The sequence below is a fragment of the Amycolatopsis antarctica genome, from assembly GCF_002262875.1.
GTDB classification, from domain to species: Bacteria; Actinomycetota; Actinomycetes; order Mycobacteriales; family Pseudonocardiaceae; genus Amycolatopsis; species Amycolatopsis antarctica.
The window spans coordinates 1-22,747 of sequence record NZ_NKYE01000028.1 but is presented as its reverse complement, the minus strand read 5'-3'; the positions used below and the strand labels follow the sequence as shown (position 1 = coordinate 22,747).

Genomic DNA, 22,747 nt, shown 5'->3' with positions numbered 1-22,747 from the left:
CGACGGTGTCAGCCGGAGACCAGGCCGGCCTCGTAGGCGACGATCGCCGCCTGCACCCGGTTGCGGACGCCGAGGCGGGTGAAAATCGTACTGACATAGGCCTTCACCGTGCCCTCGACGACATGCAGTCGTGCGGCGATGTCCGCATTGGACAGTCCGCTGCCGACCAGGCCGAGTACCTCCCGTTCCCGGTCGGTCAGCGCGGCCACCTGTTCGCGAGCCCGCGCGCCGCGGGAGAGCTGCTGGCCGGACAACTGCTCGATGACCCGCCGGGCGACCTTCGGTGAGAGGAACGCCGCACCGTCGGCGACTGCCCGCACCCCGGCCAGCAGTTCCCTCGGGTCGCCCGCCTTGAGCAGGAATCCGCCCGCCCCGCAGGCGAGTGCCTTCGCGATGTAGTCGTCCTCGCCGAAGGTGGTCAGCATGATGATGGCGGTCTCCGGCACGAGGCGGCGGATCTCGGCGGCCGCCTCCAGCCCGTCCAGTTGCGGCATCCGGATGTCGAGCAGCGCCACGTCCGGCCGGGTCTCCCTGGCGCGCTCGATCGCCTCACGGCCGTCGCCCGCCTCGGCCACCACCTCGATCCCGCTGTCGGTGGCCAGAATCGCGGCGACGCCGGCACGCACCATCGCCTCGTCGTCGGCCAGCAGCACGCGGATCATTCGTCTCCTCGTCGTTCCGGGATGAGGTCCTTGGACACCAGCAGGTCGCGGTCGAAGCACAACCGGTACGACTCGCTCGACAGCTCGAACAGGCTCCGGTCCGTACGGTAGTACTCGCAGCGTGAACCGGGCGGGCGCTCCGGCTCCGCGTCCGGGCGTTCGACGGTCTGCCTGCGGGGCAGCACCTGGCCGATGTCCACCCTGGACTCGCCGAGTCGGAGTTCGTTGTACCGCAGGGGGTCGAGCGTCGAGGACGACCAGTTGTAGGCGTACTGCACGACGCCGACGACGGTGGCCACCACGATCACCACCGCGGGGGCGGCGACGGCGCCGGCCAGGGTGCGGCGAACCCTGCGCCGGGCGGATGCCAGCTCACGCGCCGACTCGGAGCGCTCCGCCTCTGTCTCCGGCGCATCGGCGGCAGGGGCGGCGTCGTGCGGCAGCCCGGCGCGCACCTCGAACCCGTCGCCGGACGGGCCTGCCGCGAGCGTGCCACCGACCAGCCGGACACGCTCGCGCAGGCCGACCAACCCGTGCTGGCCGGACGGCACGCCGGGAAGCGAGCCCGCGGGCGGGCGGGCGTTGCGCACCACGACCACCGTCTCGGCGGCCGAGCACTCCACCCACACGCTCGCCGCCGCACCCGGTGCGTGCTTGGTGACGTTGGTCAGTGCCTCCTGGACGACGCGGTACACCGCCCTGCGCACCATCGGCGGTGCGTCACTCACATCGTCCACACGGGACTCCAGGGCGACCCCGGACCCCCTGACCCGCTCGACGAGGCCGGCCACGTCGGTGTCGGCCGGTTCGACCGGGGGCGGCGCGTCCTCGCGCAGTACCCCGATGATCTGGCGCAGCCGTTCGGTGGCGGTGGCCGCGCTCTCCCGCAGCTCCCCGGCGGCGGCCCGATGCCGTTCGTCCACATCGGACGACAGTTCGAGGGTGGCGGCGCGCAGGGCGATCAGGCTCAGTTCGTGACCGAGCGAATCGTGCATGTCGCTGGCGATCCGGGCGCGTTCGCGCAGCCGGGCCTGCTCGGCGGTGATCCGCTGCCGCGCTTCCAGTTCCTCGGCACGTCGCCATCCGGTGCGCTCCAGGTCCGCGCGCAGGCGCAGATAGTGACCGAGGTGCCACGGTACGAATGCGGCGAACAGAAGGGTCACCAGCAGCGACAGCCAGCTACCGAGCCCGTCGGACACCTCGGTCAGTGAGACGGGCAGTGCCACCACCGTCACCGCGGCCAGAATCCCCAGCACCGGGCGTACGGTCTCCATCCGTCTGCCCGCGTAGTACCCGGCGGCGATCATCAGCAGCACCGGCCAGGCCGGGAACCTGCCCCCGAGGTCGACCATCGCGATCAGGCCGCCGAACGCGGCCACTGCCAGCGAGGCCGCGGGAAGACGGCGACCCAGCACCAGGGTGAGCGTGGTCAGGACGAGTCCCGCCACCAGCTCCCAGTCGCCGTTCTGCCTGGTCTCGTACCAGACATCGGCGCCGATGAGGACGAACACGCCCACTTCGAGCAGGACGCCGGCCCGTCCGCTCCAGTTCCGCTGCACCCGGCCGACGCTACAACCGGAACGTGGAGGCGCAGTACTGCCGAAAGTCAACGGACACCGACTGCACACGAGGACGTGAAGCCCGTTCACCTATACGGTCGGGGTCGCGGACCGTGGGCCCGAGGACGCATCATCATCGAACGACCCGCGCACGCGGCGACGAAAGGAGGCCGACGATGGCCGACCAGGCACGCAGTCTGTCCGATCAGCTCGACGGCCCCTTGCCACCCGGCATCGAGGCGCTGGGCGCCGACGAGCGGCAGGTCCTCGCCGAGGCGCTGCGCGACGCCCGCAGGCAGCAGTCCGCCGCGCTGGGCAGAGCGGGCGAGGAGTCGCTGAAGTACGTGCCCGCCCTGCTGCGGGGTGCCGTGCGCAAGGTGGTCGGCCTGTGAACGACCTTGAGTCGCGCGCCGAGATCCTGAAGCTGGCCCGCGTGCTGGACACCGCGCCCGACCGGCTGGGCTTCCTCGCCGAGGTACCCGCCGCGGATCTGCGTGCCTTCCGGGAGCAGGCGACCGACCTGCTCTTCGACGCCAACGAGGCCGTTCTGCAGCGGATGGCGCTGGCCAGCAAACTCGTCCCGGCCCCCGTGCTGGCGAAGATCGCCCAGCGGGTGTTCGGGCCACTGCTCTGCGCCCGGATCGCCGGGCTGGTCGACGTCGCGCGCGGGGTCGACGTCGCGAGCAGGCTTTCGCCCACGTTCCTCGCCGACGTGGCCGCGCAGCTCGATCCGCGCCGGGCCAGCCGGATCATCGCCCGGATCCCCGGCGACACCGTGGCCGCGGTGGCGAGCGAACTGACCCGCCGGGAGGACTGGATCACCATCGGCCGCTTCGTCGGCAGCCTGCCGGACTCGACGGTCTCCGCCAGTCTGGAGGCGCTCGACGACTCCGCCCTGCTCCAGTCCTCGTACGTGCTCGACGACAAATCACGCGCGGGCAACGTGGTCGAATTGCTGCCCGCGAAGCGATACCTGCCGATCCTGCGCGCCGCCGACGCCGGTGACCTGTGGCCGCACACCCTCGACCTGCTGACCCACCTCGACGAGCCACTGCGCGCCCGCTTCGCCGAGGCGGCCGCCGAACTCGAGTCCGGCAGCCGGTCCCGGGTCGTCGCCGCCGCGCGGGAGCTCGGCCTGGATCCGGATCTGCTGCTGGCCACCACGCCCGCCTCCGGCCCGCCACCGTCGCTGGACCGCTGACACCGGGCGGCCTGCCTGAAGGGCAGGCCCTGGCTAGCCCAGCGGCGGGCGTTCGGTTCGCATCCGCTCGCCGCGCCGCCACACCGCCGCCGTCAGCGGCACGCCCGGCCGGTAGGCGAGGTGGGTGACCGACGGGGCGTCGAGCACCTGGACGTCCGCACGGGCACCGACCCGGATCCGGCCGACGTCCTGGCGGCGCAGCGCCCGTGCTCCGCCCGCCGTGGCGGCGTACACGGCTTCGGCGACGGTCATCCGCATCTGCAGCACCGCAGTGCTCACGCAGAAGCCCATCGAGGTGGTGTACGAACTGCCAGGGTTGGCATTGCTGGCCAGCGCGACCGTCGCGCCCGCGTCGAGCAGTCTGCGCGCCGGGGCGAGTGCCTGGCGGGTGGACAGGTCGCACGCGGGCAGCAGCGTCGCCACGGTGTCCGAGGACGCCAGCGCCTCGACGTCGGCGCCGGAGAGGTACGTGCAGTGGTCGACGCTGGCGGCACCGTGCTCCACGGCCAGCCGCACGCCGGGGCCCTCGCCGAGCTGGTTGCCGTGCACCCGCAGGCCGAGCCCGCGTGCCGCCGCCGCGCTGAGCACCCGCCCGGTCTGCTCCTCGTCGAACGCTCCTGTTTCGCAGAACACGTCCGCCCAGCGCACGTACGGGGCCACCGCGTCCAGCATCTCCCCGCACACCAGGTCCACATAGGACTCCGCGTCGGCGCCCGGTGGCACCAGGTGCGCACCGAGGAAGGTGACCTCCTCGGCGGTGCCGGCAGCGATCCGCGCGGACCGCTGCTCGTCGGCGACGCTCAGCCCGTACCCGGTCTTGGTCTCCAGGCAGGTGGTGCCCTGGCGGAGGGCCTCCTCGGTGTGGCGGAGCAGGTTCGCGGCCAGCGCCTCGTCGGTGGCGGCCCGGGTGGCGTCCACCGTCACGGCGATTCCGCCCGCGCTGTACGCCTCTCCGGCCATCCGCGCCTCGAACTCCGCGGTCCGGTCACCGGCGAACACCAGGTGTGTGTGGCTGTCCACCCAGCCTGGCAGTACCGCACGGCCGGCGACGTCGACCCGCTCGTCGGCCACGGGCCCGTCCGCACTCGCGCCCACCCAGGCGATCCGGTCGCCGTCGAGAACCACGGCGGCGTCGCGCAGTGGACCGCCGGGCTCGTTCGTGGTGAGCTCCGCGATCCCGGTGATCAGTGTCGACATAGCTCCTCGATCTCCTTGGCCAGCACGGCTTCCGGTCGTTCGATCAGCCGATGCGTGCCCTCGTGCACGACATGCCGTCCGGCGACGACGACTTCCCGTACGTCCGCGCCGTTCGCCGCGAACAGTGCTCCCCCGGGTTCGGTGCCCGCCGTGCGGATCGAACCGAGGCTCACGGTGACCAGGTCGGCCCCCGCTCCGGCGGTGAGCGTGCCGACGCCGTCCCAGCCGATCGAGGCGTGGTCGGTGGCGGCGGCGAACAGCTCGTCCACCGCGAAGCGCCCGCGCGCCTCGCTGGCGAGGCGTTCGTTCAGTTCCAGCGCGCGCCATTCCTCGAAGGCGTCCACGACGGCATGGCTGTCGGTGCCGAGGCACAGTCCGACGCCGGCGTCCAGCAGCGCCCGGCCCGGTCCGATGCCGTCGCCCAGGTCCCGTTCGGTGGTCGGGCAGAAGCACGCCCGGGTGCCGGTGCGCGCGAGCGCACCGATGTCCTCACCGGTCAGGTGCGTGGCGTGCACGGCCACCGAGTGCGCACCCAGCACACCCGTCTCCGCGAGCAGCGCCGTGGGCGTGCGGCCACTGGCCGAGAGGCAGCCCTGGTTCTCGGCGCGCTGCTCGGAAACGTGGACGTGCAGGGGTTTGCCTTCGGCGTAGGCGGCGACCACGGGCAGTGCCTCCGCCGGTACCGCACGCACCGAGTGCGCCGCCGCGCCGAGGCGCACCAGCGCCGGGTCCGGGCGGAACGCCGCCGCCCGGATGGCCCAGCTCTCGGCGTCCCCGTCACCGAAGCGCAACTGGTGCTCGCCAAGCTCGACACCGAAACCCCCTGCCAGGTAACAGGTGTCGAGCAGGGTCAGGCGGATCCCGGCGTCGGCAGCGGCGGCGGCAAGGGCCGCGCTCATCGCGTTCGGATCGTCGTAGCGGGCGCCGCCCGGAGCGTGGTGCAGGTAGTGGAACTCGCCGACGCTGGTGTACCCGGCGAGCACCATCTCCGCGTACACGCCGCGCGCGAGCCGGTAGTACGAGTCCGGGTCCAGGCGTTCCGCGAGCGCGTACATCCGCTTCCGCCAGGTCCAGAACGTCCCGCGGTCGTGGTGGGTCCGTCCGCGCAGCGCACGGTGGAAGGCGTGCGAATGGGCGTTCGCGAAACCCGGCACGGTCAGTCCGTCGAGGACGGTCCCCTCGCGTGGCGCCCCCGCCGTCACGGCGGTGATCAGCGCACCGTCGACCTCGATCCGCACCGCCGCGGCGACCCCGTCCGGCAGCCAGGCGTACTCACACCAGTAGACGCTCATCCGGCCAGGTTCTCCAGTACCCGAGCCAGTTCGCCGGCGCCGGTGTCCACATCGGACGCCTCGGCGAACTCCTCAGGGGCGTGGCTGATACCGGTCGGGTTGCGCACGTAGAGCATCCCGGACGGCACGTGCCCGGCGAGGATCCCGGCGTCGTGACCCGCGCCGGTCGGCAGCGCGGGGACGCCGCCGAGCACCCCGTCCATCCGGTCGCGCAGACCCGCGTCGAAGGTGACGGTGTCCGAGTAGGACTCCTCGGTCACGGTCACCTCGCAGCCCTCCCGGAACGCCGCCTCGCGCGCCGCCGCGGTGATCTCCTCGACCAGAGCGTGCGTCCGGCCGTCACCGGGAACCCGGGCGTCCAGCCACAGGTCCACAGTGGAGGCGATGACGTTGGTGCCGCCCGGCGTCGGGACGAGCCTGCCGACGGTCGCACGGGCGTCGGCGGTCCTGCGGGCGGCGGCACGCGCGGCGGCGACCACCTCGGCCGCCGGGAGCATCGGGTCCCGGCGATCCGCCAGCAAGGTCGCCCCCGCGTGGTTTCCCTGTCCGGCGAAGGAGAACCGGTACCGGCCGTGCGCGATCACCGTGCTGCCGACCGCCACCGGGGCGTCCACGTCGACGAGACCGCGGCCCTGCTCGACATGCAGTTCGACGAAGCAACCGATCCGGGCCAGCGCCGCCGGATCCGCGCCGAAGCGTTCCGGGTCGTGTCCGGCACGCTTCGCCGCCTCGGCCAGCGTCATCCCGTCCGGGTCCCGCAGGCCCCTGGCGCGGTCGGCGTCGATCGCCCCGGTGAGCAGCCGCGAGCCCAGGCAGGGCACGCCGAAGCGGCCGCCCTCCTCCTCGGCGAACACCATCAGCGCGATCGGCCTGGCCGGGGTGAAACCCTTGGCGCGCAAGGTGTCCACCGCGTCCAGTGCGCTCACCACACCGAGTGGCCCGTCGAACGCGCCGCCACCGGGCACGGAGTCGAGGTGGCTGCCGGTCACCACGGCGTCCGGGCCCGGGGTGCCCCACCAGGCCCAGATGTTGCCGTTGCGGTCGGTCTCGACATCGAGGTCGCGCCGTTGCGCCTGCTCGGTGAACCAGGTGCGCAGGTCCAGCTCCGCCGCGTCGAAGGCGTGCCGGGAGTAGCCGCCGCGGGCGCTGTCCCTGCCGGTGCCCGCGATCTGGGCGAGCAGATCCGAGGCCGTCATACGACGCCGTCCCGCTGCGGGTTCGCCACTGCCATCGGAATGTGCACTCCGCGATCATTCGCGACGGCCGACGCCTCCTCGTATCCGGCGTCCACATGCCGGATCACGCCCATGCCCGGATCGTTGGTGAGCACCCGCTCCAGCTTGCGCGCCGCCAGTTCGGTGCCGTCCGCGACGCACACCTGACCGGCGTGGATCGACCGTCCCATGCCGACACCGCCGCCGTGGTGAATGGACACCCAGCTCGCGCCGGACGCGGTGTTGATCATCGCGTTGAGCAGCGGCCAGTCGGCGATCGCGTCGGACCCGTCGGCCATGCCCTCGGTCTCCCGGTACGGCGAGGCGACACTGCCCGAATCGAGGTGATCGCGGCCGATCACGATCGGCGCGGACAGCTCACCGCTGGCCACCATCTCGTTGAAGCGCAGACCCGCGAGGTGCCGCTCGCCGTAACCGAGCCAGCAGATCCGCGACGGAAGTCCTTGGAAGGCAACACGTTCCCCGGCGAGCTTGATCCAGCGGGCCAGGGACTCGTTCTCCGGGAACAGTTCCAGGATCGCCCGGTCGGTGGCCGCGATGTCCGCGGGGTCACCGGACAGCGCCGCCCAGCGGAACGGGCCCTTGCCCTCGCAGAACAGCGGCCGGATGTACGCGGGCACGAAACCGGGGAAGTCGAACGCCCGCTCGCAGCCGCCCAGCTTGGCCTCGCCGCGCAGCGAGTTGCCGTAGTCGAACACCTCGGCACCACGGTCCATGAAGCCCAGCATCGCCTCGACGTGCTCGGCCATCGACTCGCGCGAGCGATCGGTGAACTCGTCCGGCTTCTTCGCCGCGTAGTCGCCCCAGTCGTCCACCTCGATGCCGAGCGGCAGGTAGGCCAGCGGGTCGTGCGCGGACGTCTGGTCGGTGACGATGTCCACCTCCAGCCCGGCCTCCAACAGCTTCGGCAACACCTCGGCGGCGTTGCCGATCAGGCCCACCGACAACGCGCGGCGCTCGGCCTTCGCGGCGGTGACCCGCCGCATCGCGTCCTCGATGTCGGTCGCCAGCTCGTCCAGGTAGCGGGTCTCCAGCCTGCGCTGCGCCCGGGTCGGGTCGCACTCGACGACCAGCGCCACCCCGTCGTTCATGGTGACCGCGAGCGGCTGCGCGCCGCCCATCCCGCCGAGACCCGCGGTCAGGGTCAGTGTGCCGGCCAGCGTGCCGCCGAAGCGCTTGTGCGCCACGGCCGCGAAGGTCTCGTAGGTGCCCTGCAGGATTCCCTGGGTGCCGATGTAGATCCACGAACCGGCGGTCATCTGGCCGTACATCGTCAGGCCCAGCGACTCCAGCCTGCGGAACTCCGGCCAGGTGGCCCAGTCGCCGACCAGGTTCGAGTTGGCCAGGATCACCCGCGGCGCCCACTCGTGCGTGCGGAAGACGCCGACCGGCTTGCCGGACTGCACCAGCAAAGTCTCGTCGGCATCCAAAGTGGACAGTTCACGGGTGATCGCGTCGAAGCTGGCCCAGTCGCGGGCGGCCTTGCCGGTGCCGCCGTAGACGACCAGGTCCTCCGGGCGCTCGGCCACGTCCGGGTCGAGGTTGTTGTGGAACATCCGCAACGCGGCCTCGGACTGCCAGTTCTTGGCGGTCAGCGTGGTCCCCGTGGCGGCACGAACGGTGCGTGTCATGTGTTCCTCCAGGTCATCGCAGGTGGTCGGCGACCGCGTCGAGCAGCGCGCCGGAACGGATCAGGTCCTCGGCCGCGGCGATCTCCGGGGCAAGGTGCCGGTCGGGGCCGGGGCCGTCGACGCGGGTACGCAGCAGGTCGCGGGCTGCGGCCGTGGCGGGCCCCGGCCGCAGCGGGGCACGGAAGTCCAGCGCACGAGCCGCCGTCAGGTACTCGACGGCCAGCACGGTCGTCAGCCCGTCCACGGTCCTGCGCAGTTTGCGCGCCGACGACCAGCCCATCGAGACGTGGTCCTCCTGCATGGCGCTGCTCGGGATCGAGTCGACCGACGCGGGATTGGCCAGCCGCTTCAGTTCGCTGACGACGGCGGCCTGCGTGTACTGCGCGATCATGTGCCCGGAGTCCACGCCGGGGTCCGAGGCGAGGAACGCGGGCAGGCCGTGCGAGCGGGCCACGTCGAGCATCCGGTCGGTGCGCCGCTCGGCGATGCTGGCGACGTCGGCGGCCGGGATGGCGAGGAAGTCCAGCACGTACGCGACCGGCGCGCCGTGGAAGTTGCCGTTCGACTCCAGCCTGCCGTCGGCCAGCACCACCGGGTTGTCCACGGCCGCCGCGAGTTCCCGGTCGGCCACCAGTTCGCCGTGCGCCAGCGTATCCCTGGCGGCGCCGTGCACCTGCGGGGAACAGCGCAGCGAGTACGCGTCCTGCACCCGCGTGCAGTCCGGGCCGCGGTGGCTGGCGACGATCTCCGAACGGGCGAGGGCGTCCCGGATGCGCTGCGCGGACCGGGCCTGGCCGGGATGCGGGCGCAGCGCCTGCAGGTCGGCGGCGAACACACGGTCGGTGCCCAGCAGTGCCTCCACGCTCATCGCGGCCGTCAGATCGGCGACGTCGAGCAGGCGGTGCAGGTCGGCCAGCGCCAGCACGAGCATGCCGAGCATGCCGTCCGTGCCGTTGGTCAACGCCAGGCCCTCCTTCTCGGCCAGCTCCACCGGTTCGATCCCGGCCTCGCGCAGGGCGTCGGCGGCGGGACGGAGCGTGCCGTCGGCCGCGATCACCTCGCCCTCCCCCATCAGCGTGAGCGCGACGGCGGCCAGTGGGGCGAGGTCGCCGGAACAGCCCAGCGAACCGTACTCGTGCACCACGGGAGTGATCCCGGCGTTGAGCAGCGCTGCCAGCGTGGCGGCGGTGCCGGGACGCACACCGGTGTGCCCGGTGGACAGCGTGCGCAGGCGCAGCAGCATCAGTGCGCGCACCACCTCGGGCTCCACGGCCGCGCCCGCGCCCGCGGCGTGCGAACGGATCAGCGAACGCTGCAGGGCGGTACGACTGGAGGGCGGGATGTGCCGGACGGCCAGCGCGCCGAAGCCGGTGGAGACACCGTACGTCGGCTCGGTGGCCTCGGCCAGCGCCTCGACGTGTGCCCGCGTCCTGGTGAGCTCCTTGACCGCGGCGTCGCTCAGGTCGACGCGGGCGCCACCGCGGGCGACGGCGACGACGTCCTGTCTGGGCAGTGGCCCGCCGAGTTCCACCGTCCTGGCCGCGCTGTCTGGTCGGGCTGTCTGTGACATGCCCCCATTGCACCCGCGTGCCCCTCCGGCGAAAATCGCGCCACGCCGGATTGCGTCTGGTATTCCAGACAACAGCACGGGAGGGCCGATGGGACACAGCACGGACGTGCCCGCGTTACGGCGTGGCCTGGCGGTGCTGCGTGTGCTCGGCGGCCGTGCGGGCCCGGTGTCGGCGGCGACGGTGGCCAGGGAACTCGGCCTCCCCCGCTCGACCACGTACCACCTGCTCGCCGAGCTGGAGTCCGCCGGATTCGTGACACACCTGCCGCACGAACGCCGCTACGGCCTCGGTATCGCCGCGTTCGAGCTGGGGTCGGCGTACCTGCGCCACGATCCGCTGGAGCGCGTGGCGGGGCCGTTGCTGCGCAGGCTGGTGGACGAGGTGGGACACAACGCGCACCTGGGCGTACTACACGGCAACGAGTCGCTGTACCTGATCAAGGAACGTCCGGCGCGGCCGGAGACGCTGGTGACCGACGTCGGTGTCCGCCTGCCTGCCCACCTCACCGCCTCCGGACGGGCGATGCTGGCGTACCTGCCCGCCGCGCACGTGCGGGCGCTGTTCCCGTCGGCGGCGGCGTTCGTCCGGCGCACCGACCGCGGCCCGCGCGGCCTGGCCGGACTGCGCAGCACGCTGGGCGCCGAGCGCAGGCAGGGCTGGGCGACCGAGGACGGTCACGTCACCGAGGGGTTCGCCTCGGTCGCCTACCCGGTGTTCGACCACGGACACCGGCCGCTCGCGTCGATCAGCGTCACCCTGCGGCACCGGTGCGAGAGCACTCCCTGCGCGGCCGACTGGTCCGGGCTGGCCGCCCGGGTGCGGCGGGTCGCGGACGAGGTGACCGAGCGGATCGGTGGCAGGCGCGGCTGATCTTCGGGGAGTTTCACTCCGATCCGGCCGGGTAATCGCTGGTGGAGGAGGTGTCCATCCATGCCGCAGCAGAACTGGAACGACAAGCGTGAGCGTCAGTACGCCCACATCAAGCACTCCCAGAAGGAACAGGGGGCCAGCGAGGACCGGGCCGAGGAGATCGCCGCGCGCACCGTGAACAAGAACCGGGCGCGGTCCGGGGAGTCGGACCAGGCCAGCAAGACCTCGGTGAACGACGTGTCGCCGCAGCACCGCGGCGGCAAGCGCTCCGGCAACAACCAGGGTCCGAACGGGCCGACCCGCGACCAGCTCTACAACGAGGCCGCGCAACGCAACATCAAGGGCCGCTCCACGATGACCAAGGCGCAGTTGCGTGAGGCGCTGGGACACTGACGCACCCCCGATCAGTCGATTAGGCTACCCTAAGTTCGCGAGTGGACGAGTTCACGGACGAAGGGAGTCCCATGGGGGTGCAGAACGCGCTCGGCGACGGGGTGCGCACCGTGTCGACGGAGGCCGAACTGCGCGAGGTGGTGAAGGAACCGGTCCAGGCCATCGCGGACAAGGCGATAGACCACGTCGACGAGCAGTCGCGGCTGTTCATCGAAGCCTCACCGTTCTTCCTGCTGGCCACCACCGCCGACGACGGCAGCCTGGACGTGTCGCCGCGCGGCGACCCGCCGGGCAGCGTGCTCGTCGCCGAGGACGGCAAGTCCATCGTCATCGCCGACCGCAAGGGCAACCGCAGGCTGGACAGCCTGCGCAACATCCTCCGCCACCCGCAGGTCGGCCTGCTGTTCGTCGTGCCCGGGATAAGCGAGACCTTGCGCGTCAACGGCAGGGCGACCATCGTCCGCGAGGCCCCGTACTTCACCGGGCTCGAGGTGCAGCACAAGCGGCCGGACCTGGCGGTCGTCGTCGAGATCGACGAGCTGTTCCTGCACTGCGCCAAGGCGTTCCTGCGCTCCTCGCTGTGGGAGCAGGACACCTGGCCGGACCGGTCCACGGTGCCCAGCGCCGGCCGGATCGCCAAGAGCCAGGCGGGCATCAAGGGCCCGGAATCGCTGATCAACGCGGCGCTGAAACTGGACGCCCGGCTCAACAGGTACTGAGCGCCTCGCCGCGTGGAGGCCGGCCGCAAGGCTGAGCACCGGCACGCGTGGCTTCACGGGCCTGCCCCGGGCGGGGTCCGGGTGTCACAACCCCGGGAGGCACCGGGAACGAGAAACGGCGAGTGCTCTCCGTGAGCACTCGCCGTTCGTCGAGTGGAGGTGCCGGGAATCGAACCCGGGTCCTCTGTCGCCTTTTCAGGGCTTCTCCGTGCGCAGTCCGCTGTGTCTCTACTTGGCCCCATCGGTCACGCGAACAAGCCGATGTGACGGGCCCAGCCACTGTTGGTTTCCCAACCGGTCCCCGTGACCGGGAACGGCGGTAAGCCTCCTAGCTGATGCCGGCGACCGGGACGGAGGCACTCCCGGGCCGACAGACTCGCACTCGCTTAGGCAGCGAGGGCGAAGTCGCGCTGGCTATTGGCCTTGGCGCTTATTGGTTTGCGATGACGCTTACGGTGGTCTCTCGCCTGCACCGGCACGCTTCACCTGAATCAACGTCCAGAGTCGAAACCGTTCACCCCCTTGACGCCCTTACTGCGAAGGGCTCTGACAACAACCTGTCCAGGATAACGCGTCCGGCAAGCGGTTTCATTCCCCGCCCGAGGGTAGGGCTGCCCCCACCTGCGACCTGCCCGTGCGCACCATGTCGCCCGCACCGCGCAGTGGCCATGCTGAATCCGATCGACGAGGAGAGGATCAGACATGACGCCGGCATCCACCCAGCACGAGGACGTCCAGCACGGGGACACCCGGCCGGCCCCTGGGTTCTGGGGATCCCTCACCTACCTGCTGCTGAACTTTCCGCTCGGCATCCTCGCCTTCGTGCTGCTCACCACGTGGGCGGCGGTCGGGGTGGGCACCGCGATCATCTGGCTGGGCGTCCCGCTGCTCGCTCTGCTGGTACTGGGCTGGCGGGGAGCGGCCCGGCTGGAGCGCGCCCGGCTGTACGCCCTGCTGGACACCTGGGTGCCGATGCCGTACCGCTCGCTGCCGGAGGGGAGCCAGCGGGAACGGTGGAAGGCGCGGCTGGGCGATCCGGCGACCTGGCGCGACCTCGCGTACCTGGTGCTGTTGTTCCCGCTCGGCATCGCGCAGTTCACCCTGATGGTGGCGTTCTGGGCGACCAGCCTCTCCCTGGTCGCTCTGCCGGTCTATTTCCGCTACCTGCCAGGGGGCACCTTCCACCTTCCCTCAGACGGCTGGTCGTGGTTCGCCGTGGACTCGACGTTCGAGGCGCTCCCCTGGGCGGCACTTGGCGTGTTCTTCGCGGCCCTTTCGGTCGCGCTGACCAAGGCCATCGCCGGCGCGCACGCCCGGTTCGCCAGGGTGCTGCTCGGCCCGGCCGGTGGCACGCCCCGGCATGAGGACGCCGGGATCCCCGTGGACGCCCCGTACGGGGTGAACGCGGTGGCAGGATGGTGAGCGTCCCGGAGGACGGGCACATCCCAGCACGGCAGGAAGGCCGGTCGATGGCCGAGGAGCGGGTGGCTCTCGAGCAACCGCGGCCGAGGGCGTGGCGGACGATCGTGTTCATGTTCGCCGGGTTCCCGCTGCGGCTGGTGCAGTTCATCGTCCTGGTCGTCGGCATGGCCGTGGGCCTGGCGACGATGGTGATCTGGGTCGGCATCCCGGTCCTGCTGGCCACGACGTGGCTGGTGCGCTGGTTCGGCGATGTGGAGCGCCGCTGGGTGCGCTGGGCGCTGGACACCCCGGTGCCGGATCGTGTGCCCGCACCGCCGGGCGAACCGGTACTGCGCCGCTGGCGCGCGCAGCTCACCGATTCGACGACCTGGCGCGATCTCGGCTACCTGATGCTGATCTTCCCGTTCGGGGTCTTCGAGTTTGCCTTCAGCATCGCCGCGACGATCCTGCTCCCGCTGGGCGTGTGGGTCGCCCCGTGGCTGGGCTGGATGCACGGCCAGGTCGCGCTCACCATGCTCAGCCCCCCGCGCACGCAGAAGCTGGAGGCGAAGGCCCAGCACCTGCAGGCCTCGCGGGCCCGCGGGGTGGACGCCGCCGAGGCCGAACGCAGGCGCATCGAGCGCGATCTGCACGACGGCGCGCAGCAGCGGCTGGTCTCGGTGGCGATGAGCCTGGGCCGCGCGAAGTCGAAGCTGGACAACGATCCGGACGCGGTGCGCGGCCTCATCGACGAAGCGCACTCGGACGCGAAGCTCGCCGTCTCGGAACTGCGCGACCTGGCGCGCGGCATCTACCCGGCCGTACTGGCCGACCGCGGGCTGGACGCCGCGCTGTCCGCGCAGGCGGCCAAGGCCCCCATCCACGTCGACGTGTCGGTGCAGGTCGATCCCCGGCCGCCCGCGGCGGTGGAGACGACGGCGTACTTCATCGTCGGCGAGACGCTCACCAACGTCGCCAAGCACTCGGGTGCCACCGAGGCCGGGGTGCGGTTGTGGCGCACCGAGGACACCGTCGTGGTCGAGGTGACCGACAACGGTCACGGCGGTGCGCAGATGCGCCCGCACGGCGGGATCGCCGGACTCGCCGACCGGGCGGCGACCATCGACGGCGTCATCACCGTGGTCAGCCCGCCGGGCGGCCCGACGGTCATCCGCGCGGACCTGCCCTGCACCTGGTGATCGTCCGCGCCCGCGTCCATGAGTGAATAGGCTCCGCTGACGAGAGTGGTCGACGGACTGGGGAGCCGGACATGCGCGTGGTGATCGCCGAGGACGCCGTCCTGTTGCGGGCGGGGGTCCAGCGGCTGCTGGCCGACGACGGGATCGCCACGGCCGCCGCCGTGGACAACGGCGAGGATCTGCTGAGCGCCGTCACCGAGCACCGTCCCGATCTGGCGATCGTCGACGTACGGATGCCGCCGACCTTCACCGACGAGGGCCTGCGCGCCGCTCTGCGGGCCCGCGAACTGGTCCCGGGCCTGCCGGTCCTGGTGCTCTCGCAGTACGTCGAGGAGAGCTACGCGGTCGAGCTGCTCTCCGGTGGCGCGGGCGGCGTCGGCTACCTGCTCAAGGAGCGTGTCGCCGACGTCGCGGAGTTCACCGACGCCGTGCGCCGGGTGGCCGGTGGCGGCACGGCGATCGATCCGGACGTCATCGCGCAGCTCATGGCGCGCGGGCGGAAGAACCCGCTCGACGCGCTGACCGCACGCGAGTCGGAAGTGCTCGGCCTGATGGCGCAGGGGCTGTCGAACACCGCGATCGCGAGGACGCTCGTCGTCTCGCACGGCGCGGTGGAGAAGCACATCGGCAACATCTTCGCGAAGCTGGGCCTGGAGGCCAGCGCCGTGGAGCACCGCAGGGTCCGGGCCGTGCTCACCTATCTCGGACGCGGCTGAGCCGGCGTCAGCGCGCCCACGGCGGGTCGATGGTGGTCTCGCCGATCGTCCCGCGGATACCGCGGGAAGTGCAGACCGTGAGCCGCGCCGTGGTGCCGCCGTGATTGGCCAGCCTGCCGGGGGTGTCCGGCGGGAGGATCACCGCGTCGCCGGGGCCCGGGCGGTACTCCACGCCGCCGATCTCGGCGACGATCTCGCCGGCGTGCAGCAGGAACACCTCCTCCCGGCTGACCGTGTGCCGCTCGCTGACCGCGCCGGGCGCGACTTCCAGCGTCCACACCGCGAGTTCGGTGGTGCCCCGGCTGGGCACGGCCAGCGAGCGGAAGGTGAAGCCGTCGTTCTCGAAGGTCGCGGCGGCGGACGCGGCGAGCAGGGTCATGAAGTTCTCCGGTGGGTCGAGTCGGAACAGGAGGTTATAAAGTAAAGCAGCTTGTCCATATAGTCAACTTACTTGTCTACCTTGGAGGGTGCACGTGGCCGAAGGAGAGTTGCCTGCCCTGCTGGCACTGACGTTCCGGGCGCTGATGGACGAGGTGCACGAGCGGATCGCCGCCGAGGGCTTCGACGGCGTTCGTCCCGCGCATGGCTTCGCGTTCCAGTTCCTCTCGGTCCGCGGCGGAGCCGGGGTCGTCGAACTCGGCGAGCACCTCGGCGTCACGAAGCAGGCCGCCGTGCAGCTCGTCGACGAACTGGAGCGACGCGGGTACGTCGAGCGCCGTCCCCACCCGTCGGACCGCCGGGCCCGGACGGTCGTGCTCACCGAGCGGGGACGACACTGCATCGACCGGGTCGTGGCTGTGTCCGCCGAGATCGAGCAGCGCTGGGCGACCCTGATCGGGCCCGGCGAGCTGGACGCCGTGCGAACGGGACTGGGCGCGTTCGTCGCCGACGCGGGCACGCGACGCCCGGTGACACTGCGCCCGGTCTGGTGAGCCGCTCGTCACCCGATCCGCGGCAGGCGCTGCTGCCACTCGTCCGCTTACGATTCGGGCAGAAGGCGCACCGGCGAGGAGGCGTACGCATGAGCACACCGGCAGAGCCTGGCACCAGCGTCCGCTACTTCGGTGGGCCGCTGGACGGCCGGGTACAGCGGATCGGGGACACCGAACTCGTGCGTGGCGCCGTCATCCGGCACGTTCACCTGCACGACGGGCCGAAGATCGAGACGCGGTACGAACTGGCCTACTGCCCGGACAACGGCTGGCAGTACCGGTTGTGCGGCCTGGCGGATCCGGAGAACGCGTAGGCGGTCCTCCCTCAGCCGCCGAGTAACGCGGTGGGGGTGTCGCGCAGTACGCGGCGCAGGAACGGCGTGCCGAGCCGATCGTCGGCCACCGCCCAGGAGGCGATGGCCCGCAACTGCGTGGCGTACGAGTACGGGATGTTCGGGAAGTCGGTGCCGAACACGATGCGGTCGGCCAGCGGGACGAGCAGCGCGGGCCAGTCCGGCGGCAGGGCCATCATCCGCTCGGTGAACGGGACACCGACCATCGTGGTGTCCAGGTGAACGCGCGGGTACCGGGCGGCGAGGTCAAGGGCGAGCCGGTACTCGGGCATCCCGGCGTGGGCGAGCACCGCGGTCAGGCGTGGATGCCTGCGCAACACCTCATCGAAGACGTCCAGCCCGGTGTGCTCACCACGCAGCGGCCCATGTCCACAGTGGACGACGACGGGAACGCCGGATTCGGCGATGGCGCCCCACGCGCCGTCGAGCAGCGGGTCACGCGGGTCGTAGCCGCCGACCTGGACGTGTGCCTTGAAGCAGCGCACCCCCGTGCTCAGTGCGTCCTCCACATAGGACACGGCCTCGGCTTCCGGGTACAGCGTCGCGGTGGGCACGGCTTCCGGGGTGGCCTCGGCGAACTCGCGTACCCAGCCGTTGAGCCACGCGGCCATTCCCGGCTTGTGCGGGTACACCAGCGGCGCGTAGCGCGCGACCCCGAAGGAACGCAGCGCCCGTACCCGCTCGGGTTCCGGCGTCCGGTAGTGGATCGGCCAGTCCATCCCGTAGTGCTCGCCTGCACGGTCGAAGTAGGCCCACACCTTGCGCAGCATGCTCTCCGGCAGGAAGTGCACGTGGATGTCGACCAGGCCGTCGAGTCCGAGCGAACGGACCCAGTCGGCGATCTCCGCGTCGGAGGCCGGCCCCACTAGTTGTAGCGGCCCTTCAGCGCGCGCCCCATCGCCCGCGAGATGTCCCGGTCGGCGTCGCGCTTGGCGATGGTCTGCCGCTTGTCGTAGGCCTTCTTGCCCCTGGCGAGCGCGAGTTCCACCTTGACCTTGCCGTCGGAGAAGTACATGGACAGCGGGACGAGGCTGAGCCCGCTCTCCTTGGTCTTGCCGATCAGCTTCTCGATCTCGCCCCGGTGCAGCAGCAGTTTCCGGGTCCGGCGGGGTTCGTGGTTGGTCCAACTCCCCCAGCCGTACTCGGCGATGTGCAGGCCGCGCAGGAAGACCTCGCCGTCGTCGACCGTGGCGAAGGCGTCGGCCAGCGAGGCCTTGCCGTCGCGCAAGGACTTCACCTCGGTTCCCACGAGCACCACGCCGGCCTCATAGGTGTCGATGACCGCGTAGTCGTGCCGCGCACGGCGGTTCGACGCGATCACCTTCCGGCCCTGTTCCTTAGCCATGACAGCGACTCTACGTGAGGCGGGTGCCGAGGGCAGCCGGTTAATGGCGGACGTAGAGGCGGAGCGTGACGTATCCGGTGACAGCGGAGATGAGCACGGACACCCCGAGCAGAATCGGTGCCACCGGCCACGCCAGGTCCAGCAGAGTCGTCTGCGGGATGATGCCGCCGGTCACCCCTATCAGTGAGTCGAAGAACGCCACCTTGCCCACCACCAGCAGGCCTATCGACAGGATCGCGCCGATGAGACCGGCGACCACCGCCTCGATGAGGAACGGGAGCTGGGTGTACCAACGAGTGGCGCCGACGAGCCGCATGATGCCGACCTCGGTGCGCCGGGTGAACGCCGATATCTGGATGGTGTTCGAGATCAGCAGCAGCGCGGCGAACGCCTGTAGCAGGGCGACGACGAAGGTCAGGTTCCGGATGCCGTTGAGGACGTTGAAGAAGTTGTCCAGGAACTTGCTCTGGTCGTCGACCTTGTCGACGCCTGGCTGGCCGCCGAACTCCTGGGTGATGACGTCGGTGCGTTGCGGATCGAACAGCTTGACGTGCAGCGAGGCGGGCAGTGATTCGGGGCGGGCGAGCTCGACGAGTTCGGGCTGGCCTTCGAAGATGCGCTTGAAACGCTCGAACGCGGTGTCGCGGTCCTCGTAGACGACGGACTCGACGGCCGGGTTGCCCTCCAGCGAGTTGCGGATCGTGGAGCAGGGTTCAGCGGCGCACGGCTTGTCGTTGGCGCTGATGTCCTGCGTCAGGTAGACGGTCACCTCGACGTCGTCGAGGTAGTTGGTCTGCATCTTGTCGATCGTGCGGACGATCAGCAGACCACCACCGAGCATGGCGAGCGAGATCGCCGTGGTGAGGATCATCGCGATGGTCATCGTGACGTTCCGGCGGAGACCGGTGATGACCTCGCTGAACACGAAGCTGGCACGCATCGGGGTGGATGTCCCTTTGGTCGGGGTCGGGGCCTGAGCGGGGGGTGGGGAGGTGTCGGCTGGGTCAGCGCCCGACGCCGTAGACGCCGCGTGCGTCGTCGCGGACGACACGGCCGAGCTGGAGCTCGACCACGCGCCTGCGCATGGAGTCGACGATGGAGTGATCGTGGGTGGCCATCAGCACCGTGGTGCCGGTGCGGTTGATGCGCTCCAGCAGCAGCATGATGTCCTGGCTGGTGTCCGGGTCGAGGTTTCCGGTCGGCTCGTCGGCGAGCAGCACGAGCGGCCGGTTCACGAACGCGCGGGCGATGGCGACGCGCTGCTGCTCGCCACCGGAGAGCTCGTTCGGCATCCGGTCGGCCTTGCCGTCGAGGCCCACGAGTTCGAGCACCTCGGGCACCACCTTGGCGATGGTGTGCTTGGGCTTGCCGATCACCTCGAGCGCGAAGGCGACGTTCTCGGACACCGTCTTGTTGCTCAGCAGGCGGAAGTCCTGGAACACGCAGCCGATGGTCTGGCGCAGGCGGGGGACCCTGCGCCGGGCCATCTTGGCGACGTCGAAGTTGGAGACGAGGAGACGACCCTTGCTCGGTACTTCCTCGCGCAGCAGAAGCCGGAGGAACGTGGACTTCCCCGATCCCGAGGGACCGATGAGGAAGACGAACTCGCCCTTGTCTACCTCGACGGACACACTGTCCAGTGCGGGGCGGGTCGAGGTCTTGTAGACCTTGGATACACCTTCGAGCCGGATCACGAGGCCGAATCCTACTCGGCGCGTCCGTTAAGCCCGGGTTGCCTCCGTCAACGCGCGCGGCGGCCCTGGTGTACCGCCGTTCGAGGGGCCCGGCCGGGTCAGGCGTCGGTGGTCTTGCGCCAGCGGATTCCGGCTTCGAGGAAGCCGTCGATGTCGCCGTCGAGGACGGCGGTGGGGTTGCCGACCTCGAAGTCGGTGCGCAGGTCCTTGACCATCTGGTACGGGTGCAGCACGTAGGACCGCATCTGGTTGCCCCAGCTCGATCCGCCGTCCTTGAGCGCGTTCATCTCCGCGCGCTCTTCTTCTTTCTTGCGCTGCAGGAGTTTCGCCTGCAGCACCTTCATCGCGGCGGCCTTGTTCTGGAGCTGTGACTTCTCGTTCTGGCAGGAGACGACCACGCCGGTGGGGATGTGTGTGATGCGCACGGCGGAGTCGGTGGTGTTGACGCTCTGGCCGCCGGGGCCGGACGAGCGGTACACGTCGATCCGCATGTCCTTCTCGGGAATCTCGACGTGGTCGACCTCTTCGACCTCGGGCAGTACCTCGACGTGCGCGAAGGAGGTCTGGCGGCGGCTCTGGTTGTCGAAGGGCGAGATGCGGACGAGCCGGTGGGTGCCCTGCTCGACGGAGAGCGTGCCGTAGCCGTAGGAGGCGCTCACCTTGAAGGTGGCGGACTTGATGCCCGCTTCCTCGGCGTAGGAGATGTCGTAGACGTCGGTGGTGTAGGAGTGCCGTTCGGCCCAGCGCAGGTACATGCGCAGCAGCATCTCGGCCCAGTCGGCCGCGTCGACGCCGCCCGCTTCGGAGCGGATGGTGATCATGGCGTTGCGGCCGTCGTACTCGCCGGAGAGCAGCGTCCGTACTTCGAGGACGTCGATCTCCTTGGCGAGCTGGGTGAGTTCGGCGTGCGCCTCGTCGAGGCTGCCCTTGTCGTCCTCGGCCTGGGCGAGCTCGTGCAGTACTTCGAGGTCGTCGACGCGCTGGCGGAGTTCGGACACCCGGCGCAGTTCGGCCTGGCGGTGGGACAGCCTGCTGGTGACCTTCTGCGCGGCTTCGGGGTCGTCCCAGAGGTTGGGGTTGGACGCCTGCTGCTCCAGATCGGCGACCTCGGCGCGCAGGGCGTCCAGGCCCATCACCGACTCGACCTGGGTCAGTTTGCCGGCGAGGTCCTTGAGGTCTGTTTCAAACTCGGCGCTCACGTCGCGCAAGGTTACGGCAAAACCCGCGACCGGTTACGGGTAACCGGTCGCGGGTGTCGTCGAGGCTGGTGCGAGGGGCTAGTTGGAGGGGATGGTGTCGAGCAGTTTGAGTGCGGCTTTGGCGTGTGCCTGGCCGAACTCGGCGACGGCTTTCGCGTAGGGGCCGTCGGCGGCCTTGGTCGCGGCCTTGGCCTCGTCGAGGTCGCGGGTGTACGCGCCCCGGGCGGACTCGATGAGCGAGGCGCGCTGCTTGGCGGTGAGGGTGCCGGCGTTGACCAGGCGCAGGATGAGCGGGCTGCGCAGGTGGTCTGGGCCCGCTTCGGAGGTCAACCACGACTTGAAGGCTTTTTTGCCCGCGGCGGTGATGACGTACTGCTGGCTGGATCGCGGGCCCTGCTTGCCGAGGCGGACGAGGCCTTCTTTGGACAGCGCGGGCAGTTCGCGGTAGACCTGGCTCCTGGTGACGCTGAAGAAGGCGCCGAAGCGTTCATCGGCGCCTGCGACGAGCTGCCCGCCGGTGGCGGGACCGTCGTGGAGCAGACCGAGCAGAGCGGCGGCGGTTGCATTCAATTCGGACACATGTCCACGGTGCCACGAACGAGGCTATCTGTCCACAATGGTCACCGATTCCGTCCATTGTGGCTAGTCGCGGTAACGCAACGTTGCTGTCGTGTAAGTGATTACCCCGCGGCGCTTACGACGATCGGCGCGGGGTTCGTTCGCCCGCCCGGCCCAATCACGCCCCGGGCGCCGTCGCGACGGTCACGCACAGTGCCGATCCCCCCGCCGCCCTCCACAATGGACCACCCGACCCAACCCGATCTCAACGCCCCAGCAGGCCCCCCAGGGGCAAGGGGCGAAGCCCCAAACCCCCGAGACCAAGCCGAGCCCCACCGCCCGAGCCAACCAAGGAGGGGGATCCAAGGGGGCGAAGCCCCTCTTGGCCGGGGTCTGGGGGTTGGACCCCCAGGAGACACAACGAAAGAGGCCCGGCCTGCGAATTCCGCAGGCACGGGCCTCCAACCTCTGTAGCGGGGACAGGATTTGAACCTGCGACCTCTGGGTTATGAGCCCAGCGAGCTACCGAACTGCTCCACCCCGCGTCGGTGTGTAGGGATAACGTATCCGATCCCTTCCGGGCCCCCGACACCGCCCCCCTCTAACCGCCACCTCCGGCAGCCGCGCGACTCCACCCGCCCAGCCGCCCCTTGGGCCACCCAACGCCCGAACGCACTCGACGGCCCCCAGCGGCCCCGCGAAGGGGACAAGGGGCGAAGCCCCAAACCCCCGAGACCGAGCCGAGCCAACCGCCCGAGCCAACCAAGGAGGGGGATCCAAGGGGGCGAAGCCCCTCTTGGCCGGGGTCTGGGGGTTGGACCCCCAGGAGACACAACGAAAGAGGCCCGGCCTGCGTATTCCGCAGGCCGGGCCTCCAACCTCTGTAGCGGGGACAGTGTCCTGGCTCAGGAGATAGGCGACAGGTGTCTCAGGTCATAGGCGACACGAGTCGCGGGTCATCGGCGACTGGCTGGGTGGGCTGGATGCTCGGGCATGTCGAAGGCTCGTCTGGTTATCACC

The 22,747-nt window shown here is 70.6% G+C and carries 24 protein-coding genes, 1 tRNA gene and 1 other RNA gene; 10 read left to right on the top strand and 16 right to left on the bottom strand.

Features of this window, described 5'->3' with window-relative positions:
• Positions 1 to 8 precede the first annotated feature (8 nt).
• Together CFN78_RS27755 and CFN78_RS27750 are read right to left on the bottom strand one after the other, a co-directional pair.
• Positions 9 to 662, bottom strand: a complete 654-nt coding sequence (locus CFN78_RS27755; protein WP_094866240.1) for a response regulator — start codon at positions 660 to 662, stop codon at positions 9 to 11.
• On the bottom strand, positions 659 to 2,221 hold the full coding sequence (locus CFN78_RS27750; protein WP_094866237.1) for a sensor histidine kinase: 1,563 nt from the start codon (positions 2,219 to 2,221) through the stop codon (positions 659 to 661). Before CFN78_RS27750 ends, CFN78_RS27755 begins: the two co-directional genes overlap by 4 nt.
• Positions 2,222 to 2,397: 176 nt before the next feature.
• Here CFN78_RS27750 and CFN78_RS27745 point away from each other — a divergent pair, with 176 nt between their 5' ends.
• Together CFN78_RS27745 and CFN78_RS27740 are read left to right on the top strand one after the other, a co-directional pair.
• The gene (locus tag CFN78_RS27745) at positions 2,398 to 2,613 is read left to right on the top strand and encodes a hypothetical protein (protein ID WP_094866234.1); all 216 of its coding nucleotides are present in this window, start codon (positions 2,398 to 2,400) and stop codon (positions 2,611 to 2,613) included.
• On the top strand, positions 2,610 to 3,422 hold the full coding sequence (locus CFN78_RS27740) for a hypothetical protein (protein ID WP_205660680.1): 813 nt from the start codon (positions 2,610 to 2,612) through the stop codon (positions 3,420 to 3,422). Before CFN78_RS27745 ends, CFN78_RS27740 begins: the two co-directional genes overlap by 4 nt.
• Before the next feature lie 33 nt (positions 3,423 to 3,455).
• Here the strand turns inward: CFN78_RS27740 and hutI are convergent, their stop codons facing one another.
• From hutI to hutH, 5 genes are read right to left on the bottom strand one after another with little or no spacing between them, the layout of a single operon-like run.
• Positions 3,456 to 4,619: an imidazolonepropionase gene (gene hutI / locus CFN78_RS27735; protein ID WP_094866232.1), complete on the bottom strand. Its 1,164-nt coding sequence runs from the start codon at positions 4,617 to 4,619 to the stop codon at positions 3,456 to 3,458.
• Positions 4,607 to 5,911, bottom strand: coding sequence for a formimidoylglutamate deiminase (locus CFN78_RS27730; protein WP_094866229.1), 1,305 nt, complete (start codon positions 5,909 to 5,911; stop codon positions 4,607 to 4,609). The genes hutI and CFN78_RS27730 overlap by 13 nt, the downstream gene beginning before the upstream one ends.
• Positions 5,908 to 7,107, bottom strand: coding sequence for an allantoate amidohydrolase (locus CFN78_RS27725; RefSeq protein WP_094866227.1), 1,200 nt, complete (start codon positions 7,105 to 7,107; stop codon positions 5,908 to 5,910). The genes CFN78_RS27730 and CFN78_RS27725 overlap by 4 nt, the downstream gene beginning before the upstream one ends.
• Positions 7,104 to 8,777, bottom strand: coding sequence for a urocanate hydratase (hutU, locus tag CFN78_RS27720; RefSeq protein ID WP_094866225.1), 1,674 nt, complete (start codon positions 8,775 to 8,777; stop codon positions 7,104 to 7,106). The genes CFN78_RS27725 and hutU overlap by 4 nt, the downstream gene beginning before the upstream one ends.
• Positions 8,778 to 8,790: 13 nt before the next feature.
• On the bottom strand, positions 8,791 to 10,347 hold the full coding sequence (gene hutH / locus CFN78_RS27715) for a histidine ammonia-lyase (protein ID WP_094866222.1): 1,557 nt from the start codon (positions 10,345 to 10,347) through the stop codon (positions 8,791 to 8,793).
• Positions 10,348 to 10,435: 88 nt separating this feature from the next.
• On the opposite strand from hutH, the gene CFN78_RS27710 reads away from it, so the two are divergent.
• From CFN78_RS27710 to CFN78_RS27700, 3 genes are all read left to right on the top strand, one after another.
• Entirely contained in the window at positions 10,436 to 11,218 is a 783-nt protein-coding gene (locus tag CFN78_RS27710; RefSeq protein WP_094866220.1) for an IclR family transcriptional regulator, read from the top strand.
• Positions 11,219 to 11,278: 60 nt separating this feature from the next.
• Positions 11,279 to 11,611, top strand: a complete 333-nt coding sequence (locus tag CFN78_RS27705; RefSeq protein WP_094866217.1) for a plasmid stabilization protein — start codon at positions 11,279 to 11,281, stop codon at positions 11,609 to 11,611.
• Between the two features lie 71 nt (positions 11,612 to 11,682).
• Entirely contained in the window at positions 11,683 to 12,330 is a 648-nt protein-coding gene (locus tag CFN78_RS27700; RefSeq protein WP_094866215.1) for an MSMEG_1061 family FMN-dependent PPOX-type flavoprotein, read from the top strand.
• 151 nt (positions 12,331 to 12,481) lie between these two features.
• Here CFN78_RS27700 and ssrA read toward each other — a convergent pair.
• Positions 12,482 to 12,852, bottom strand: a transfer-messenger RNA (tmRNA) gene (ssrA, locus tag CFN78_RS27695).
• 180 nt (positions 12,853 to 13,032) lie between these two features.
• Here ssrA and CFN78_RS27690 point away from each other — a divergent pair.
• From CFN78_RS27690 to CFN78_RS27680, 3 genes are all read left to right on the top strand, one after another.
• Positions 13,033 to 13,752 (top strand): sensor domain-containing protein, encoded by a 720-nt coding sequence (locus CFN78_RS27690; RefSeq protein WP_094866213.1) that lies wholly within the window; start codon positions 13,033 to 13,035, stop codon positions 13,750 to 13,752.
• Between the two features lie 47 nt (positions 13,753 to 13,799).
• Positions 13,800 to 14,930, top strand: coding sequence for a sensor histidine kinase (locus CFN78_RS27685; protein WP_094866210.1), 1,131 nt, complete (start codon positions 13,800 to 13,802; stop codon positions 14,928 to 14,930).
• A 71-nt stretch (positions 14,931 to 15,001) separates the two neighbouring features.
• Positions 15,002 to 15,646: a response regulator transcription factor gene (locus CFN78_RS27680; RefSeq protein WP_094866208.1), complete on the top strand. Its 645-nt coding sequence runs from the start codon at positions 15,002 to 15,004 to the stop codon at positions 15,644 to 15,646.
• A 7-nt stretch (positions 15,647 to 15,653) separates the two neighbouring features.
• Here the strand turns inward: CFN78_RS27680 and CFN78_RS27675 are convergent, their stop codons facing one another.
• Complete coding sequence (locus CFN78_RS27675) at positions 15,654 to 16,025, bottom strand: cupin domain-containing protein (protein WP_094866206.1); 372 nt, start codon at positions 16,023 to 16,025, stop codon at positions 15,654 to 15,656.
• 94 nt (positions 16,026 to 16,119) lie between these two features.
• On the opposite strand from CFN78_RS27675, the gene CFN78_RS27670 reads away from it, so the two are divergent.
• Positions 16,120 to 16,578 carry a MarR family winged helix-turn-helix transcriptional regulator gene (locus tag CFN78_RS27670; protein WP_094866204.1) on the top strand — a complete coding sequence of 153 codons (459 nt, stop codon included), beginning with the start codon at positions 16,120 to 16,122 and terminating at the stop codon, positions 16,576 to 16,578.
• 89 nt (positions 16,579 to 16,667) lie between these two features.
• Positions 16,668 to 16,892: a hypothetical protein gene (locus CFN78_RS27665; RefSeq protein WP_094866202.1), complete on the top strand. Its 225-nt coding sequence runs from the start codon at positions 16,668 to 16,670 to the stop codon at positions 16,890 to 16,892.
• A gap of 11 nt (positions 16,893 to 16,903) precedes the next feature.
• Here CFN78_RS27665 and CFN78_RS27660 read toward each other — a convergent pair whose 3' ends face one another.
• The 7 genes from CFN78_RS27660 to CFN78_RS27630 all read right to left on the bottom strand — a co-directional run bounded on the left by CFN78_RS27660 (position 16,904) and on the right by CFN78_RS27630 (position 22,272).
• A complete protein-coding gene (locus CFN78_RS27660) occupies positions 16,904 to 17,797 on the bottom strand; it encodes an amidohydrolase family protein (protein WP_094866200.1) in 894 nt (297 codons plus the stop codon).
• Positions 17,797 to 18,276 (bottom strand): SsrA-binding protein SmpB, encoded by a 480-nt coding sequence (smpB, locus tag CFN78_RS27655; RefSeq protein ID WP_094866197.1) that lies wholly within the window; start codon positions 18,274 to 18,276, stop codon positions 17,797 to 17,799. Before smpB ends, CFN78_RS27660 begins: the two co-directional genes overlap by 1 nt.
• A gap of 40 nt (positions 18,277 to 18,316) precedes the next feature.
• The gene (gene ftsX / locus CFN78_RS27650) at positions 18,317 to 19,216 is read right to left on the bottom strand and encodes a permease-like cell division protein FtsX (RefSeq protein WP_094866195.1); all 900 of its coding nucleotides are present in this window, start codon (positions 19,214 to 19,216) and stop codon (positions 18,317 to 18,319) included.
• Between the two features lie 64 nt (positions 19,217 to 19,280).
• Complete coding sequence (gene ftsE / locus CFN78_RS27645; RefSeq protein WP_094866193.1) at positions 19,281 to 19,970, bottom strand: cell division ATP-binding protein FtsE; 690 nt, start codon at positions 19,968 to 19,970, stop codon at positions 19,281 to 19,283.
• A 98-nt stretch (positions 19,971 to 20,068) separates the two neighbouring features.
• The gene (prfB, locus tag CFN78_RS27640) at positions 20,069 to 21,169 is read right to left on the bottom strand and encodes a peptide chain release factor 2 (RefSeq protein ID WP_205660679.1); all 1,101 of its coding nucleotides are present in this window, start codon (positions 21,167 to 21,169) and stop codon (positions 20,069 to 20,071) included.
• A gap of 78 nt (positions 21,170 to 21,247) precedes the next feature.
• Positions 21,248 to 21,748 carry a PadR family transcriptional regulator gene (locus CFN78_RS27635; RefSeq protein WP_094866189.1) on the bottom strand — a complete coding sequence of 167 codons (501 nt, stop codon included), beginning with the start codon at positions 21,746 to 21,748 and terminating at the stop codon, positions 21,248 to 21,250.
• Positions 21,749 to 22,198: 450 nt separating this feature from the next.
• Positions 22,199 to 22,272 (bottom strand) — tRNA-Met (locus CFN78_RS27630).
• Positions 22,273 to 22,747: the final 475 nt, after the last annotated feature.